This is a genomic window from Hymenobacter pini, from assembly GCF_020421205.1.
Taxonomy (GTDB): Bacteria; Bacteroidota; Bacteroidia; order Cytophagales; family Hymenobacteraceae; genus Hymenobacter; species Hymenobacter pini.
Genome location: NZ_JAIZZH010000001.1, coordinates 1,345,645 through 1,359,831 on the forward strand (window position 1 = coordinate 1,345,645; position 14,187 = coordinate 1,359,831).

The window sequence follows — 14,187 nt, forward strand, 5'->3', positions numbered from 1 at the left end:
CGCGCTGGAATGGTTCGGGTGGCAAAGGTACAGCTATGCGGGCGGTAAGCGTGGGAGCAGTTGCACTGGTTTTCACAGCAAGCCTGAAAGACGCAAGGCGAACTGGCGCAAGCCAACGCTCAGCTTCAGAAAGCAGGGGCAGCAAGCAGCTTAATCCGTGACGAACAGGTTGCGGCTAACTTCCGCAGAAATCAAATATTTGTTCTGTTTATTAATATTGATTTCTAGCGAGTTGTCAAATATGACTTTATCAATTACTTCAATAGAAGTGCCCAGGTTGATGCCTACTTTATCGAGGTACTGCAGGAAAGGAGCGGAGGTGTTCTTGACGGCAATAACCCGGCCCTGTTCGCCGGGGCGCAAATCGGAAAGTAACCGGTGCTGCGGGCGGTGTAGTACACCCTCGGCCGTCGGGATTGGGTCGCCGTGGGGGTCGAGCTGGGGAAATCCCAGGAACTCATCGAGGCGGTGCACCAGCAGGTCAGAATCGATGTGCTCCATCTGTTCGGCCACGTCGTGCACCTCATCCCAATTGAAGCCCATATGCTGCACCAGAAACACTTCCCAGAGGCGGTGCTTGCGGATGGTGAGCAGGGCCAGCCGCCGGCCTTCCTGCGTGAGCGTGACGCCCCGGTAGCGGGTATAGTGCAGCAGACCTTTCTCACCGAGCCGGCGTAGCATATCCGTCACCGAAGCGGGCCGGGTCTGCAACTCGTCGGCCACACTGTTAGTGCTGACTTCCATGCCCGGCTGGGCTTCGCTGAGCTTGTAGATGGCCTTCAGGTAATTTTCCTCGGTGTAGCTGGGCATAGGGCGGAAATAAAACGGAAAAATCAAAAAGTCAAAAGTCTGGTGCTGCCTTGGGTTCCGAACTCAGAACCGGGGGCCGCCTCGACTTTTGACTTTTTGATTTTGGGCTAAGCAGAAATTACCACTTAATCAGGGCAGAGGCCCAGGTGAAGCCGGAGCCGAAAGCGGCCAGGCACACCAGGTCGCCGCGCTTGATGCGGCCTTCCTGCACGGCTTCGCTCAGGGCAATAGGCACGGAGGCCGCCGTGGTATTGCCGTAGCGCTGGATGTTGCTGTAGATTTTGCTGTCTGGCAAGCCCATTTTCTGCTGCACGTACTGGGTGATGCGCAGGTTAGCCTGGTGCGGAATCAGCATGTCGATGTCCTGGGACTGGTAGCCGTTCTGGTCGAGAGCTTCCTTGATTACCTGCGGGAACCGCACCACGGCATGCTTGAACACGTTCTGCCCGTTCATGTAGGGGTACATGTCCAGCTCATTGGCCATCACATACTCTACCCGGTTGTTGCGGTTGGAGCCGGGCTCCTTTACAATCAGCTCCTCGGCGTGCTCGCCCTGGGCGTGCAGGTGCGTGCTCAGGATACCGTGACCTTCCTGGGTGCTGGGGCGCAGCACCACGGCCCCGGCGCCATCACCGAAAATCACCGAAACGGCCCGGCCGCGGGTGCTGATATCCAAGCCCGAGGAGTGAATCTCGGAGCCCACCACCAGCACGGTATCATACATGCCGGTTTTGATGAACTGGTCGGCCATGCTGAGGGCGTACACGAAGCCCGAGCACTGGTTGCGCACATCGAAGGCCGGAATGGGAGCCTCAATACCCAACTCACGCTGCAGCAATACCCCCGAGCCCGGGAAGAAATAGTCGGGCGATAGAGTAGCAAATACAATCATTTGCACATCGTTGGGCGAAAGACCGGCCATTTCCAGCGCTTTGCGGGCTGCGTTGGCCCCCATATTGGCGGTGGTGTCTTTGCCTTCCTCAAACCAGCGCCGCTCCCGGATGCCGGTGCGTTCCTGGATCCACTCGTCGGTGGTGTCCATCAGGGTGGTCAGGTCAGCATTCGTGACTACGCGCTCAGGCACGTAGTGGCCAACGCCGGCAATTTCAGAGTGTCGGAGGGTGTTGTTCATCAGTAGGGGAATTTGCGGAGCAGGGCAGAGAAAAATAGGAGAGCCGAAGGTAGAAAAAATCGGGCCCCGCTCCGTAAACGGGCCGCAAAGGTCGGTAGTTACCGGATAGAATCCATGAGGTGAAGCAACTTTCCGGCTTCGGAGTTCCAGAGTGCCTCTTGCACCACGCCAGCGGGGTAAAACGTAGTGCCCTGCAGCTGAGTGGCAAAGTCATGAGCCGAAGGGTGCGCCGAGGCCTGAAAGTCGAAAGGCAGGCCCGCGCCGGCCGCCGCCACCGGAGCCGTCCACAAAGGATTGGGCGGAACTACTACGGGTAAGCCGTTGGCTAAGTATTCGAACAGCTTAGTGGGCACGCACCGGGCCGTGCTGGGGTGCGGACGGTAGGGCAGCAACCCCAGGTGACTGTCCCGGATGGCTGCTACCACCTCGGTGTGAGGAACTAGCTCAGCCCCGCCAACAAGCCGCACTGCGCCCGAAGCCGCTGCAACAGCCGCGTGGAGTTTCGCCAGTAGGTCAGGCTGCTGGCAGGCCCCAATAATAGTGAGCCGGGCCCCGGGCCAAGCCTCCCGTAGCCACTGCGTAAACCGAATAGCCTCCCACACCCCATTCAGCTCCGAAATGGTACCGGAGTACAGCAACTCCAACGGCGCTGGTGACAAGGGCAGCCGCTGCCGGGGTGTTGCGGGCAGCTCCTCATAGGGTTGATACTTGTTTTCAATGATGATGGCCCGGTGAGCAAAAGGCAACTCCTCGGCGTAGCTCCGCTCCGCCAGTATAATGCCGGCGGCCCGGCCGGTGGCCAACGTTTCCAGCCTACGCACCAGACCTGCCAGCAGCCCCCGGGCCCAGGCCGGGTACACGGCCTGCGTGAGGATATTGAGGGCATAATTCTCGCGCACATCGTACACGAAGTGGCGGCCGGAGCTTAATAGTTGCCACAGCACCGTAAGTGGCAGCAACTCGGGCGCATGTACGAATACCACCTGGGGCCGCAGCCGCCGCAGCAACTGCCAGTAGCGTACTTGCGCGGCCAGTCGGGCCCAGCTTAGCCGCCCGCCCTGCAATAGGACATGGGTATGCAGGTTGGCCGGTAGGTGAGCGAGTGCGGGTGCCCAGCGGCCGGCAACGTGCACCGCCGTGTCGACCCGCTCAGCTAGGGTACGGCCAAACTTTCCCAGCATCCGGGTATCATCCAGGGGCTTTAGCACGGAGGCCAGTAAAATGGTAGCGGCAGGCGGCATATTGGGTACGAAGATGGTACTTTTGCCGCACGAGTTGCCAGTTTTCGGTTGCCAGTCGGCAGCGACTTTCTGTTTCGACGGGTGGCTAACCCCAACTGACCTCTACAACCGACACTTCATTTTCATGATTGAACTACAAACGCTCATCGAGGCTGCCTGGAACGACCGGAGCCTGCTACAACAATCTGCCACCACCGAGGCCATCCAGCACGTAATTGAGGAGCTGGACAAAGGCCGCTTGCGCGTGGCCCAGCCCGGCGCTGCAGGTGCCGAGTGGCAGGTAAATGACTGGGTGAAGAAGGCCGTTATCCTGTACTTCCCCATCCGTCAGATGGAAACCATCGAAGTGGGCCCGTTCGAGTTCCGCGACAAAATGCGGCTAAAAACCAACTACGAGCAGCAAGGGGTACGCGTGGTGCCCCCTGCCGTAGCCCGCTACGGCGCTTACCTGGCGCCCGGCGTTATCATGATGCCCAGCTACGTGAACATTGGCGCCTGGGTAGGCGAGGGCACAATGGTGGATACTTGGGCTACCGTAGGCTCCTGCGCCCAGATTGGGGCCGGCGTGCACCTGAGCGGGGGCGTGGGCATTGGCGGCGTGCTGGAGCCCGTGCAGGCCGCGCCGGTTATTGTAGAGGACGGGGCCTTTGTGGGCTCGCGCAGCATTCTGGTAGAAGGCTGCTTCGTGGGTAAAGAGGCTGTAATCGGGGCGGGGGTAACCATCACCGGCAGCACCCGCATTATCGACGTGACGGGTACCGAGCCCAAGGAGTACCGCGGCTATGTGCCGGCCCGCTCGGTAGTAATTCCTGGTTCGCTGCCCAAGCAGTTCCCGGCTGGGGAGTACCACGTGCCCTGCGCCCTCATCATTGGCCAGCGCAAGCCCAGCACCGACCTCAAAACGTCGCTCAACGACGCCCTGCGCGAGCATAACGTGGCTGTATAGTCCGCAAGCTGTAGTAATGTAATTACCCGACGCCCCGGCCGGCTTCCTTGAGGAGCTAGCCGGGGTGTTGTGTGTTCTCCGCAGTCCTTATCCGGATTTGTGCCAGCCAAATCCCGCTGTTTCGTAGGACCGCACTACCAAATCTACTAACATTGTAAGCGGTGGCCAACCTGAACTTCCTACCCGGCTACCTGACTATTCTTTCTTCTTTTGCTTGATGAGTACCCATAGCTCAGTTGTATCGGCCGCACAGGCCCGCGACGAAGTGCGCGACTACATTGCCCAGGAACTGGAAATTGCTCCTGATACCATTCAGACGCGCGTGGCGTTTAACCGGGAGCTTCCGTGGGTAGATGGCCGCACCCGGCCGTGCTTTCTGGTGGAGTGGGCCGAGGCTAACGGCCGCGACGGAGTGGCCATTGCCGGCCCCTACACCCACAATTTCTTTGAGTTCACCCGCGCCGATGCCTATCATCTGGGGGCGCAGAATGCGTGGCGGCAGCAGCTGCTGAATCTGTACGCCGGCTGCGAGCTGGTGGCCCAGGCCCGCCTCACTCAGCCTCTCACCGATACGCCCGACCCCGCCCGTCTGGCGCTCATCAAACAGGCGCTGGAGGAGCGCACCAACTGGCGCATTGGCGTAAACGTGTCCTTGCGGGACTTCCTGCGCCTAGGTACCGATGAGTACTACATCTTCAATGGCAGCTGGGTGTGGAACCCGCAGTATCGCTACTCGCACCTGAAAGGCTTCATCCCGTACGGCGAGAAGACACTGATGGAGCTGCCCAAGAGCGAATTTATCCCCGTCAAGAATACCTCCCCATTTGAGGCAATTCCGCCGCTGGGCGAGGATGGAGCGTATCCGGGCGAGCTGGTGAGTTTCATCATTGTGAAAAACAACCAAATTCTGGAAACCCGCGCCCTCGACTTGTACGCGCGTACCCTCATGAACCAGGTTGCCATGTTCTATGCCCTGGGCCGGGAGCATGGTCCTTTCCAGATTGATCTGGTAGAGCAGCAATAAGCCGCCCGGCAGCCATAACATAAAAGGGCCGCTCCGAATAACTCGGAGCGGCCCTTTTTAATCATAGAAAGCTCTACTGCTTAACAGCGGCTGGTTTCAGCTTATCAGCAAACACCTGCCGTACCTTGTCTACTTTCGGCTTCACCACAAACTGGCAGTAGGGCTGCTGCCCGTTCTGGTTGTAGTAGTTCTGGTGATAATCCTCGGCGGGATAGAAGGTGGTAGCGGCCGTAATTTCCGTCACAATGGGGTTCGGGAAAGCATGGGCGGCGTTCAGTTTCTGCTTGTATTCCTCGGCGAGGCGGTGCTGCTCGTCGTTGTGGTAAAACACCGCCGAGCGGTACTGCGTGCCCGTATCGGCCCCCTGGCGGTTGAGGGTGGTGGGGTCATGGGTTTTCCAGAATACCTCCAGCAACTCCGCAAAGGAGATAACGCTGGGGTCATAAGTAATCTGGGCTACCTCGGCGTGGCCGGTGAGGCCACTGCACACTTCCTTATAAGTGGGGTTGGCAATGCGCCCGCCCATGTAGCCCGATACCACTTTGTCTACGCCTTTGAGGTCCTGAAAAACGGCTTCGACGCACCAAAAGCAGCCGGCACCAAATGTTGCCTGTTCCATTCGTGTTGATTTCTTAAGTGAAGTAGGGGGAGTACGCTGTGCAAGCACTGTGGTGAGCATACCTACGCTTAGCACAACCGTCATAATAGCTCGTAGCATACGTGTATAAGGGGTTTTGGGCGAAAAAAGTTTGGTGCTGTCCAGAATAAACTCAGCCCTGCCGCACCCCGCACCGCCTCAATGGTCAGGTGTGGAGCAGGGGCAGGGCTGAGGTGAAACAGACCCGCTCACAGGTGTTCTACAGAGGTTATTTCTTAAACCGGTCGGCTACTACCAAGTCTTTGGTGCCGTGGCCCCAGCTGTAAAAACCTTCCCCGGACTTCACACCCAAGCGGCCGGCCGTTACCATGTTTACCAGCAGCGGGCAGGGGGCGTACTTCGGGTTGCCAAAGCCTTGATGCAGCACCCGCAGAATTGCCAGGCACACATCCAGCCCAATAAAGTCGGCCAGTTGCAGCGGACCCATGGGGTGGGCCATACCCAGCTTCATCACCGTGTCAATTTCCTCCACGCCGGCTACTCCTTCGAACAAGGTGTAAATAGCCTCATTGATCATGGGCATTAGAATGCGGTTGGCCACAAAGCCGGGGTAGTCATTTACCTCGGTGGGCGTTTTCTCCAGTTGCCGAGAGAGGTCCATGATGCGCTGCGTCACCTCGTCGGAGGTGGCGTACCCGCGGATAATCTCCACCAGCTTCATCACCGGCACCGGGTTCATGAAGTGCATGCCGATAACCTGCGCCGGCCGCTTGGTGACGGCCGCAATCTGGGTAATGGAAATAGAAGAGGTGTTGGAAGCCAGAATAGCCTCAGCCGGCGCGTGCTTATCCAACTCGCGGAAAATGTTGAGTTTCAACTCCACGTTTTCCGTGGCAGCCTCCACCACCAGTTCCGCGTTGCGGACGCCTTCAGCAATGCTCGTGTACGTGGTCAAACGACCCAGGGTAGCCGTTTTGTCATCGGCCGAGAGGCTGCCTTTAGCTACCTGACGGTCCAGGTTTTTGCCGATGGTGGCAAGGCCCTTGTCCAGCGCGGCCTGGTTAATGTCGATAAGGGAAACGGCGAATCCGTGCTGGGCAAAAACGTGGGCAATACCATTGCCCATCGTGCCCGAGCCAATAACGGCTACGTTCATGTGAAAGTGAGAATTGGGTGGGAGGTGTAGCCAGCTAACCGGCTTGTGGCCGCAAAGCTAACCTTAAAAGCAGAAGTAGCCCAACGGGTAAGCAGAGGATGGTAGCGGTAAAATACAATGATGATGATAGAAAGTTTTGTTTTGTAATTAATTGATAATCATATGTGTAAGTGTTTATCGGTAGATATATGTAAAAAAATTATCAGATGTTATAAACCTTTTGCGGAAAGGCCCGCGTACAAAACCGCAGATCGGCCTTCATAGCTTCATCACCCAATTCAGCTAGGAGGCTACGCGTTCCACTCTCCCTATCTTTCACCAACTCTCTCCTCTTTTCATCATGGGAAATCTGCTGTATATCATCGCCGTAATTCTGGTCATTCTCTGGGCTGTTGGCTACTTCGGTATGCACGTTGGCGGCGGCCTGATTCACATTCTGCTGGTAATTGCCATCATTGCCATTCTGCTGCGTGTGATACGCGGTGGTAGTGCGGTGTAACCACTCTGCCTTTCCACTGTAGTAGGTGGAAATCATAAAGTCCAAAAACACAGAACGCCCCGCTCAAATGCTTGAGCGGGGCGTTCTGTGTTTAGCAGTACAAGCAGCGACTACTTCAAGTCAAAGAGGAAGCTAAAGCGGATTACGGGTTGCCCGTAGATGTCGTTAATACCATCGTTGAAATTGTAGAGCACCGTAATATCGGCGGCGGCCCGGTCGCTGAAGCGGGTGCGATACCCAACGCCGGCTAAGGGAGTATTCACGTTGAGTTTACCTTTGAAAAGCTGCCCGCTGGCTGGGTCCTGAAACAGCACTTCGGCTTTGGTCACCTCGTACTCAGCATGCAGAAAAAATTGCTGATACACGATAAACTGGGCAAATCCTTTCACGCCCACGCTGTTGGTCTTGATGCCATCAAAGCCGCGGGCCGAATAGCTGTTATATGCGTAGGAGATGCCCGGCCCGGCGGCAAAGCGCTCCGTAAACCGGTACCCTATGGCCGGTGCCGCACTGGCACTAAACTGGCTAAACCCATAGATGCTGCTGAAGCCCAGCCCGAAGTTGGAGTACAAAAACCAACGGCGCAACGGTGGAGGGGGAGCCGCTACCCCGGGGCGCTGAGGCAAATCCATCCCCGACGGCTTATTCGGGTCGTAGGGCATGTTCGACGCCGGCACGTTGGGGTCGGGGGTGGTGGGCGCCACCGGGGCGGGCTGGTACACCGGCTGCTGGGGGCGCGGTGCCGGAGCCGCACCGGGCGGGGCCGTATTCAGCTGGGGCTTAACGGTGCGAGTGGTATCGGTGGTTTGGGCTGAAACGGTAGGAGCCAGCCCTACCAGGCTGGCTCCACCAATCAGCATCAGGAAAAACAGTCGTTTCATAATGCTTCTTTGAACGTAACTACGATACCAATTGGTACATGCGCTGGCGCTGCGCTTTGATATTTTCGTCGGCCAGGTATTCCTCGTAGCTCATGCGCCGGTCGATGATGCCGTCGGGCGTCAACTCAATGATGCGGTTGGCCACCGACTGAATCACCTGCAAGTCGTGGGAGGCAAACAGCAGAGTGCCGTTGAACTCACGCAACGAGTTATCAAGCGCCGTAATGCTTTCCAGGTCCAAGTGGTTGGTCGGGTCGTCGAGCACCAGCACGTTGCCGGCTTCCATCATCATCTTGGAGAGCATGCAGCGCACTTTCTCGCCCCCGCTGAGCACGTTCGATTTCTTCTGCGACTCCTCACCCGAGAACAGCATGCGGCCCAGGAAGCCCCGGATAAACGATTCGTCCTTCTCGGTGCTGTACTGGCGCAGCCAGTCCACCAAGTTCAGGTTGGTATCGAAGAACTCGGCGTTTTCCTTAGGGAAGTAGCTGGGCGTGATAGTGGTGCCCCACTTAAAGTCGCCGGTGTCCGCTTTGATCTGCTCGAACAGGATGTCGAACAGGAGCGAGGCGGCTCGGTCATCGCGGCTGATGATGGCTACTTTATCCTTCTTATCGAGCGAGAAAGACACGTTGCGGAAAATTACCTGGCCATCCACCGACTTACTCAGATTCTCCACCGTCAGCAGCTGGTTGCCAGCTTCCCGCTCGGGTTTGAAGGCAATGTAAGGGTACTTGCGCGAGCTAGGCTTAATCTCCTCCAGCGTCAGCTTCTGCAGCAGCTTCTGGCGCGAAGTGGCCTGCTTAGACTTAGAAGCGTTGGCCGAGAAGCGGCGCACAAACTCTTCCAACTCCTTGCGCTTATCCTCGGTTTTCTTGTTTACCTCCTGGCGCTGGCGCAAAGCCAACTGCGACGACTCGTACCAGAACGAATAGTTGCCGGGGTACATGGTAATTTTGGAGAAGTCCAAGTCGGCCATGTAGTTACACACCGCGTCGAGGAAGTGACGGTCGTGGCTCACTACAATTACCGTGTTCTGGAAGGAGTCCAGGAAGTTTTCCAGCCACAATACGGTTTCAGCGTCGAGGCCGTTGGTCGGTTCGTCCAGCAACAGCACATCGGGGTTGCCAAACAGTGCTTGAGCCAGCAGCACCCGCACTTTGTCGGAGGTACCTAGGTCGGCCATCAGGGTGTGGTGCTTGTCTTCGCCAATACCCAGGCCCGAGAGCAACTCGGCCGCTTCGTACTCGGCATTCCAGCCTTCCAGGTCGGCAAACTCGCCTTCCAGCTCAGCAGCCCGCTCCCCGTCAGCGTCCGAGAAGTCAGCCTTGGCATAAATGGCATCCTTCTCCTCCATTACTTTCCACAAGCGGGTGTGGCCCATGATAACCGTTTGGAGCACTGGGTAAGCATCGTATTCAAACTGGTTCTGCTTCAGCACTGACAAGCGGGCACCTTTGGGCATATCCACCGAGCCGGTGTTGGGCTCAATCTCGCCCGATAGAATCTTTAGGAAAGTAGACTTGCCAGCGCCGTTGGCCCCAATGAGGCCATACACGTTGCCGGGCATGAACTTGATAGTAACGTCTTCGAACAAGATGCGCTTGCCGTAGCGCAGGCTTACGTTGGAGGTGCTGATCATAGAAAGTTGGTTGGGAAAAACCCGGAAAAGCCAGTGGCTGAGCAACCGGCCCGCAAAAGTACACAAAAAGGCCCGGCTCCCGGAAATCAGACTGATTCTGGTTAAGTAAGCCGAAAAAAAAGGGTTGGAATCACAACCGTCTACTCCTCAGCTCGGTATAGAAAAAGTAACTGGCAGCTTATCTGGGAGTTGGCTATAGTACCCAACAGAATTGGATACGTAGCGAGTTCCGGCCGACTGTAGTACACCTGTGTTTTCACCCTCACACCAAAACCATCACCTGTTATGGCTACATCTCACCTCACCCCTGAAGCCAACGGCGTCCGGTACGGGCTGTTCACAGCCGGCGGCATGATGCTCTATTTCCTGGTAGCTTCTCTCTTTGGGCTGACCGAGCACATTGAGTTGAGCTTCCTGAACGGACTTATTCTGGCCATTGGCATTTGCCTGGCCATCGTACACTACAAAAACTACCGGCACGGACGGATGCCGTACCTGCACGGCTTCGGCACGGGCATTATTACGGCAGTAGTGGCCTCCGTTGCCTTTGGCTTCTTCTTCATTCTATACGCCGGAGTGCTCAACCGCCATATTATGGATGGCATCCGGGCTCAGGACCTGTTTGGGTTTGATCTGTCGGTGACCATTGCCTTCCTGGCCATTGTACTGCAAGGGGCTATGTCGGGCGTGATTATCTCCCTGATTGCCATGCAGTACTATAAAAGTCCTGACCATAAGCCACTGACTGGTCTTGAGTAACAGCATCCTGTGTAAGCGAGACAAGGCCGGACACTAAAAGTCCGGCCTTTTTCGTTTAAGCATAAACTGCTATAATTCTATATTTATGGATATTTGCAATAAATAATTTGACTAAATCTATAGAATGTCATTGTATATGTTATTTATCTTTTATTAATTTGTACAAAATAAGTGCTAATCAGCGGAATCTTCTTTAAATGAAACTGGTTCTTGCTACACTTATTATGTCTAATTACCTGCCCGCTTTCCACCGTTTTATGAAAGCTTTGTTTGTTGCCCTGTTTTTGTTGGGAACCTGCACAATGGCGCAGGCCCAGATGAAGGACCGCTACGCCGAACGTCCCGGAGACCCTGAGCCTTTTGCCGTTCAGGTTGAACAGATGACCCGGCAGATGAGCCAGCAACTCCATCTGAATGAGGCACAAATTATTCAGATGCGCGCTGTGAACCGGATTAAAGTTTCCCGAGCCGAGGAAATTCAATGGCAATTCCAGGACAATACGGAGCAGCGCACCGCTCACCTCGCCGAACTGGAAGCCCAGTACGAAAATGAATGCCGCCGCATCCTGACGCCTTCCCAGCTAAGCATGCTGCATGATGATAAGCAGCACGACAGCGTGCCAGTGCCCGTAAACTCTACGGAGGGAGGGTTGGGCTAAGCAACCCGCCGCCGGCCATTTGTAGAAGGCCGTCTATCCAACTTGGATGGGCGGCCTTCCTTTTTGCTAGTGCGGACGAGGCAGCCGAAGCGCCCAACGAGGATTGAATGATCAGCTTGCAACTAACTATTGGAATAGTTTAATTATTGCTTTTGCAGAACCGGTGTGATCATCTCAGTAATGGTACCGGTAGCACCGCTGCGTAGCAACAGGCGGTTTTGGGCAGAACGAGGATGACCGGGTTGGCAGTGCATGCCGGGAGCTACGTAGTAGATGTATACCTTGTCGCTCTGCTCACCAAGCTCCTCCTCATCGGGATGGCCGAGTAAGGCGGTTACATCGTTGATTCTGGCGCCGTACAGGTCATTGCGGTGCTTCTCGAGCACGGGTAGCAACGCGCGGCGCTGGTTTTGGCAACCGTATGGATCAGCCCGCCAGGTAGTTGAATTAAAATCTGGCAGCTCGGGCAGAGAGTGGCCACAACTGGAGAAAACGAAGCCAGCAGCTAGCAGAAAAAAGGAGGGAAGCCGGAGAAAGGAAACGATTTGCACTGGTAAGTAGTTGAGCCGGATGATGTTGGTTTGAAGCAAAAGTACTATTTTTGGTCAGCCCAACGTTCTGTTAGGTGTTAAACTGCCTCTTGTTACTTCGCCCCGACTATTCTAGCCGATGACGAACTTGCCGACGGTTGCTGCCGGACTTTTTCTTGCGTGTTTTCTTGGATTGACATCGAACAAGGTACTAGCTGCCAGCGAACCAGCACGCTCCGCTGCTGTTGCTGCCCCCGTGGCGCTGAACGCTGCGGAGCGAGCGTATTATACGGCTGCCTTTGAGCAGCATGTTGCCGCCACGTACGCGCAGGCGCAGTTGGTGCAAGCTGGTTTGCCTGCCGATACGTTTCGGAAAGCGCTGATTGGGTTTTATAGCCTGCAACAGCGCGGCTTGGTGAGCGGCACCTGCCATGTGTTGACAATCGTCGATTTTGGCCGTTCCAGCACGCAGGAGCGGTTCTGGGTGGTTGATCTGGCAACCGGGCGCCTGATACATCACTCGCTGGTGGCGCACGGCAAAAACACCGGCGAAGAGTACGCCCGTACATTTTCAAACCAGGAAGGCTCCGAAATGAGCAGCCTGGGCTTCTACGTTACCGGCAACACCTACCAAGGCAAGCACGGGCTTTCGTTGCGGCTTCAGGGGGTAGATGCGGGGTACAATACCAACGCGCTCAGCCGCTCCGTGGTGGTACATGGGGCCGACTACGTAAGCCGGGAGTTTGTGCGCCAGCATGGCCGGCTGGGACGTAGCCAAGGGTGCCCGGCACTGCCTACCGCCCAAGCCCCCGCTATTATCAGAACCATTCAGGGCGGTACGGTGCTGTTTGCCAACGCCCCGGCGCAAACGGCTTACCAATCGGAATGGCTCGGGCTGGACCGGGCCCTGGTAGCCTTTGCTCAGCAGAAGAAACTTGTACTGCGCGCCAGCTAAGATAAGTTCACTACACACAATACGCCACTCGGCCCCGCCTTCGGATGTTGATTCCGAAGGCGGGGCCGAGTGGCGTATAGACCGGAACAGTAGCTAGGCCCGGTCGCCGGTGGTGCGGACGAGGTTGATGCCGGCGAAGAAGAAAATCAGGCCGACAACGAAGGGTACCAGGGAGTTCATCTTGCCTAAGCCCAGGCCACCCAGGCCCAAATAGCCCAGGGCACCCAGAATGATACCGACAATGCCCAACACGGTAAGGATGCTGCCGAAGGTGCGTTTCTGATTCATAATAAAGAAAATTTCGGTGGAGGAGAGAAGCTGCGCACTACGTGGCAGCCGGGATACCGCCTCATACGCAGGCCACCCAAATTTAGGTTTCGGTGGGGCTGGTAACCCTGCGGAAAGTGGCGCGTTACAAGGCGCACGGGGCTTTCCGTCCCGCGTACACTCATTTCTCCCTTTCCCATAGTTCACTTAATCATGAGAGGCAACCTACGGTACATAATAGCCCTGGTAATGGCCGCTTTTGCGTTCATTCCGTATTACTGCAACACCCAGAAAAACGAAGTAACCGGGGAAGTGCAGCACGTGGATATGTCGGCGCAGCAGGAAATTGCACTGGGCCTGCAGGCTGCCCCCGAAATGGCCCAACAGTACGGCGGAATTCACCCCGACCAGCAGGCGGGCGCGGCAGTGGAGCGTATTGGCCAGCAGGTGGTGCGCAGCACCAAAGCGGCCCAAACGCCTTACAAATTTCAGTTTCATTTGCTGGCCGATGAAAATACCATCAATGCTTTCGCTTTGCCCGGCGGCCAAGTATTCATTACCGCTGGCCTGCTGAAAAACCTGAAAACGGAGGGCCAAGTAGCCGGGGTTTTGGCGCACGAAATCGGCCACGTGGTGGCACGTCACTCGGCTGAGCAGATTGCCAAGTCTCGCCTGACAAACGGCCTCACGGGGGCCGCCGCCATTGGCCTCTACGACCCAGACCGCCCCGGTACGGCCGCCAGTGCTGCGGCGGCGGCCATGGTTGGCAAGCTGCTCACCCTACGCTACGGTCGGGAAGACGAGCTGGAAGCCGATAAGCTGGCCGTTGATTTCACGCCCCCGGCTGGTTACGACCCCCGCTCTATGATTCAGGTGATGGAAGTGCTGCAGCGGGAGGGCGGCGGTAGCAACCCACCGGAGTTTCTGAGCACGCACCCCAACCCCGGCAACCGAATCCAGGAGCTGCAGCGGGATATTGCTGCCGACTTTCCGCAGGGCCTGCCCGCTAATCTGAAGCCTTAAGGCATCAAAAGCTCCCCGGTTGCCATGTGCAGTCGGGGAGCTTTTGGTATTAGGTAAGTACGGTG

The 14,187-nt window shown here is 56.6% G+C and carries 16 protein-coding genes; 7 read left to right on the plus strand and 9 right to left on the minus strand.

Annotated elements, in window-relative coordinates:
- Positions 1-150 precede the first annotated feature (150 nt).
- From LF252_RS05665 to LF252_RS05675, 3 genes are all read right to left on the minus strand, one after another.
- A complete protein-coding gene (locus tag LF252_RS05665) occupies positions 151-810 on the minus strand; it encodes a metal-dependent transcriptional regulator (protein ID WP_226268579.1) in 660 nt (219 codons plus the stop codon).
- Between the two features lie 118 nt (positions 811-928).
- Complete coding sequence (locus LF252_RS05670) at positions 929-1,942, minus strand: 3-oxoacyl-ACP synthase III family protein (protein WP_226268580.1); 1,014 nt, start codon at positions 1,940-1,942, stop codon at positions 929-931.
- 98 nt (positions 1,943-2,040) lie between these two features.
- The gene (locus tag LF252_RS05675; RefSeq protein ID WP_226268581.1) at positions 2,041-3,183 is read right to left on the minus strand and encodes a glycosyltransferase family protein; all 1,143 of its coding nucleotides are present in this window, start codon (positions 3,181-3,183) and stop codon (positions 2,041-2,043) included.
- Positions 3,184-3,310: 127 nt separating this feature from the next.
- Here LF252_RS05675 and LF252_RS05680 point away from each other — a divergent pair, with 127 nt between their 5' ends.
- Together LF252_RS05680 and LF252_RS05685 are read left to right on the plus strand one after the other, a co-directional pair.
- Positions 3,311-4,129 carry a 2,3,4,5-tetrahydropyridine-2,6-dicarboxylate N-succinyltransferase gene (locus tag LF252_RS05680; protein WP_226268718.1) on the plus strand — a complete coding sequence of 273 codons (819 nt, stop codon included), beginning with the start codon at positions 3,311-3,313 and terminating at the stop codon, positions 4,127-4,129.
- Positions 4,130-4,346: 217 nt separating this feature from the next.
- Positions 4,347-5,153, plus strand: coding sequence for a hypothetical protein (locus LF252_RS05685; protein ID WP_226268582.1), 807 nt, complete (start codon positions 4,347-4,349; stop codon positions 5,151-5,153).
- Between the two features lie 73 nt (positions 5,154-5,226).
- Here the strand turns inward: LF252_RS05685 and msrA are convergent, their stop codons facing one another.
- Positions 5,227-5,772, minus strand: coding sequence for a peptide-methionine (S)-S-oxide reductase MsrA (gene msrA, locus LF252_RS05690; protein WP_226268583.1), 546 nt, complete (start codon positions 5,770-5,772; stop codon positions 5,227-5,229).
- Positions 5,773-6,019: 247 nt separating this feature from the next.
- Positions 6,020-6,907 carry a 3-hydroxybutyryl-CoA dehydrogenase gene (locus tag LF252_RS05695; protein ID WP_226268584.1) on the minus strand — a complete coding sequence of 296 codons (888 nt, stop codon included), beginning with the start codon at positions 6,905-6,907 and terminating at the stop codon, positions 6,020-6,022.
- Positions 6,908-7,247: 340 nt separating this feature from the next.
- On the opposite strand from LF252_RS05695, the gene LF252_RS05700 reads away from it, so the two are divergent.
- Complete coding sequence (locus LF252_RS05700; protein ID WP_226268585.1) at positions 7,248-7,406, plus strand: lmo0937 family membrane protein; 159 nt, start codon at positions 7,248-7,250, stop codon at positions 7,404-7,406.
- 110 nt (positions 7,407-7,516) lie between these two features.
- On the opposite strand, the gene LF252_RS05705 is transcribed toward LF252_RS05700, so the two are convergent.
- Both LF252_RS05705 and LF252_RS05710 read right to left on the minus strand, forming a co-directional pair.
- Complete coding sequence (locus LF252_RS05705) at positions 7,517-8,287, minus strand: hypothetical protein (RefSeq protein WP_226268586.1); 771 nt, start codon at positions 8,285-8,287, stop codon at positions 7,517-7,519.
- A 19-nt stretch (positions 8,288-8,306) separates the two neighbouring features.
- Positions 8,307-9,929, minus strand: a complete 1,623-nt coding sequence (locus LF252_RS05710) for an ABC-F family ATP-binding cassette domain-containing protein (RefSeq protein WP_226268587.1) — start codon at positions 9,927-9,929, stop codon at positions 8,307-8,309.
- Between the two features lie 285 nt (positions 9,930-10,214).
- Between LF252_RS05710 and LF252_RS05715 the strand changes: the two genes are divergently transcribed.
- Positions 10,215-10,688 carry a DUF4199 domain-containing protein gene (locus LF252_RS05715; protein WP_226268588.1) on the plus strand — a complete coding sequence of 158 codons (474 nt, stop codon included), beginning with the start codon at positions 10,215-10,217 and terminating at the stop codon, positions 10,686-10,688.
- A gap of 197 nt (positions 10,689-10,885) precedes the next feature.
- Positions 10,886-11,347, plus strand: a complete 462-nt coding sequence (locus tag LF252_RS05720; RefSeq protein WP_226268589.1) for a hypothetical protein — start codon at positions 10,886-10,888, stop codon at positions 11,345-11,347.
- A gap of 143 nt (positions 11,348-11,490) precedes the next feature.
- Here the strand turns inward: LF252_RS05720 and LF252_RS05725 are convergent, their stop codons facing one another.
- Complete coding sequence (locus LF252_RS05725) at positions 11,491-11,937, minus strand: hypothetical protein (RefSeq protein WP_226268590.1); 447 nt, start codon at positions 11,935-11,937, stop codon at positions 11,491-11,493.
- A gap of 196 nt (positions 11,938-12,133) precedes the next feature.
- Here LF252_RS05725 and LF252_RS05730 point away from each other — a divergent pair, with 196 nt between their 5' ends.
- Entirely contained in the window at positions 12,134-12,832 is a 699-nt protein-coding gene (locus LF252_RS05730) for a murein L,D-transpeptidase catalytic domain family protein (RefSeq protein ID WP_226268591.1), read from the plus strand.
- A gap of 93 nt (positions 12,833-12,925) precedes the next feature.
- Here the strand turns inward: LF252_RS05730 and LF252_RS05735 are convergent, their stop codons facing one another.
- A complete protein-coding gene (locus LF252_RS05735; protein WP_226268592.1) occupies positions 12,926-13,120 on the minus strand; it encodes a hypothetical protein in 195 nt (64 codons plus the stop codon).
- 192 nt (positions 13,121-13,312) lie between these two features.
- On the opposite strand from LF252_RS05735, the gene LF252_RS05740 reads away from it, so the two are divergent.
- Positions 13,313-14,122 (plus strand): M48 family metallopeptidase, encoded by an 810-nt coding sequence (locus LF252_RS05740; protein ID WP_226268593.1) that lies wholly within the window; start codon positions 13,313-13,315, stop codon positions 14,120-14,122.
- Positions 14,123-14,187 lie beyond the last annotated feature (65 nt).

Excerpts from the sequence above, each read along its gene's own strand:
- LF252_RS05665 (WP_226268579.1), bottom strand. The coding sequence starts at position 810 with ATGCCCAGCTACACCGAGGAAAATTACCTGAAGGCCATCTACAAGCTC.
- LF252_RS05670 (WP_226268580.1), bottom strand. The coding sequence starts at position 1,942 with ATGAACAACACCCTCCGACACTCTGAAATTGCCGGCGTTGGCCACTAC.
- LF252_RS05675 (WP_226268581.1), bottom strand. The coding sequence starts at position 3,183 with ATGCCGCCTGCCGCTACCATTTTACTGGCCTCCGTGCTAAAGCCCCTG.
- LF252_RS05685 (WP_226268582.1), top strand. The coding sequence starts at position 4,347 with ATGAGTACCCATAGCTCAGTTGTATCGGCCGCACAGGCCCGCGACGAA.
- msrA (WP_226268583.1), bottom strand. The coding sequence starts at position 5,772 with ATGGAACAGGCAACATTTGGTGCCGGCTGCTTTTGGTGCGTCGAAGCC.
- LF252_RS05695 (WP_226268584.1), bottom strand. The coding sequence starts at position 6,907 with ATGAACGTAGCCGTTATTGGCTCGGGCACGATGGGCAATGGTATTGCC.
- LF252_RS05700 (WP_226268585.1), top strand. The coding sequence starts at position 7,248 with ATGGGAAATCTGCTGTATATCATCGCCGTAATTCTGGTCATTCTCTGG.
- LF252_RS05705 (WP_226268586.1), bottom strand. The coding sequence starts at position 8,287 with ATGAAACGACTGTTTTTCCTGATGCTGATTGGTGGAGCCAGCCTGGTA.
- LF252_RS05710 (WP_226268587.1), bottom strand. The coding sequence starts at position 9,929 with ATGATCAGCACCTCCAACGTAAGCCTGCGCTACGGCAAGCGCATCTTG.
- LF252_RS05715 (WP_226268588.1), top strand. The coding sequence starts at position 10,215 with ATGGCTACATCTCACCTCACCCCTGAAGCCAACGGCGTCCGGTACGGG.
- LF252_RS05720 (WP_226268589.1), top strand. The coding sequence starts at position 10,886 with ATGAAACTGGTTCTTGCTACACTTATTATGTCTAATTACCTGCCCGCT.
- LF252_RS05735 (WP_226268592.1), bottom strand. The coding sequence starts at position 13,120 with ATGAATCAGAAACGCACCTTCGGCAGCATCCTTACCGTGTTGGGCATT.
- LF252_RS05740 (WP_226268593.1), top strand. The coding sequence starts at position 13,313 with ATGAGAGGCAACCTACGGTACATAATAGCCCTGGTAATGGCCGCTTTT.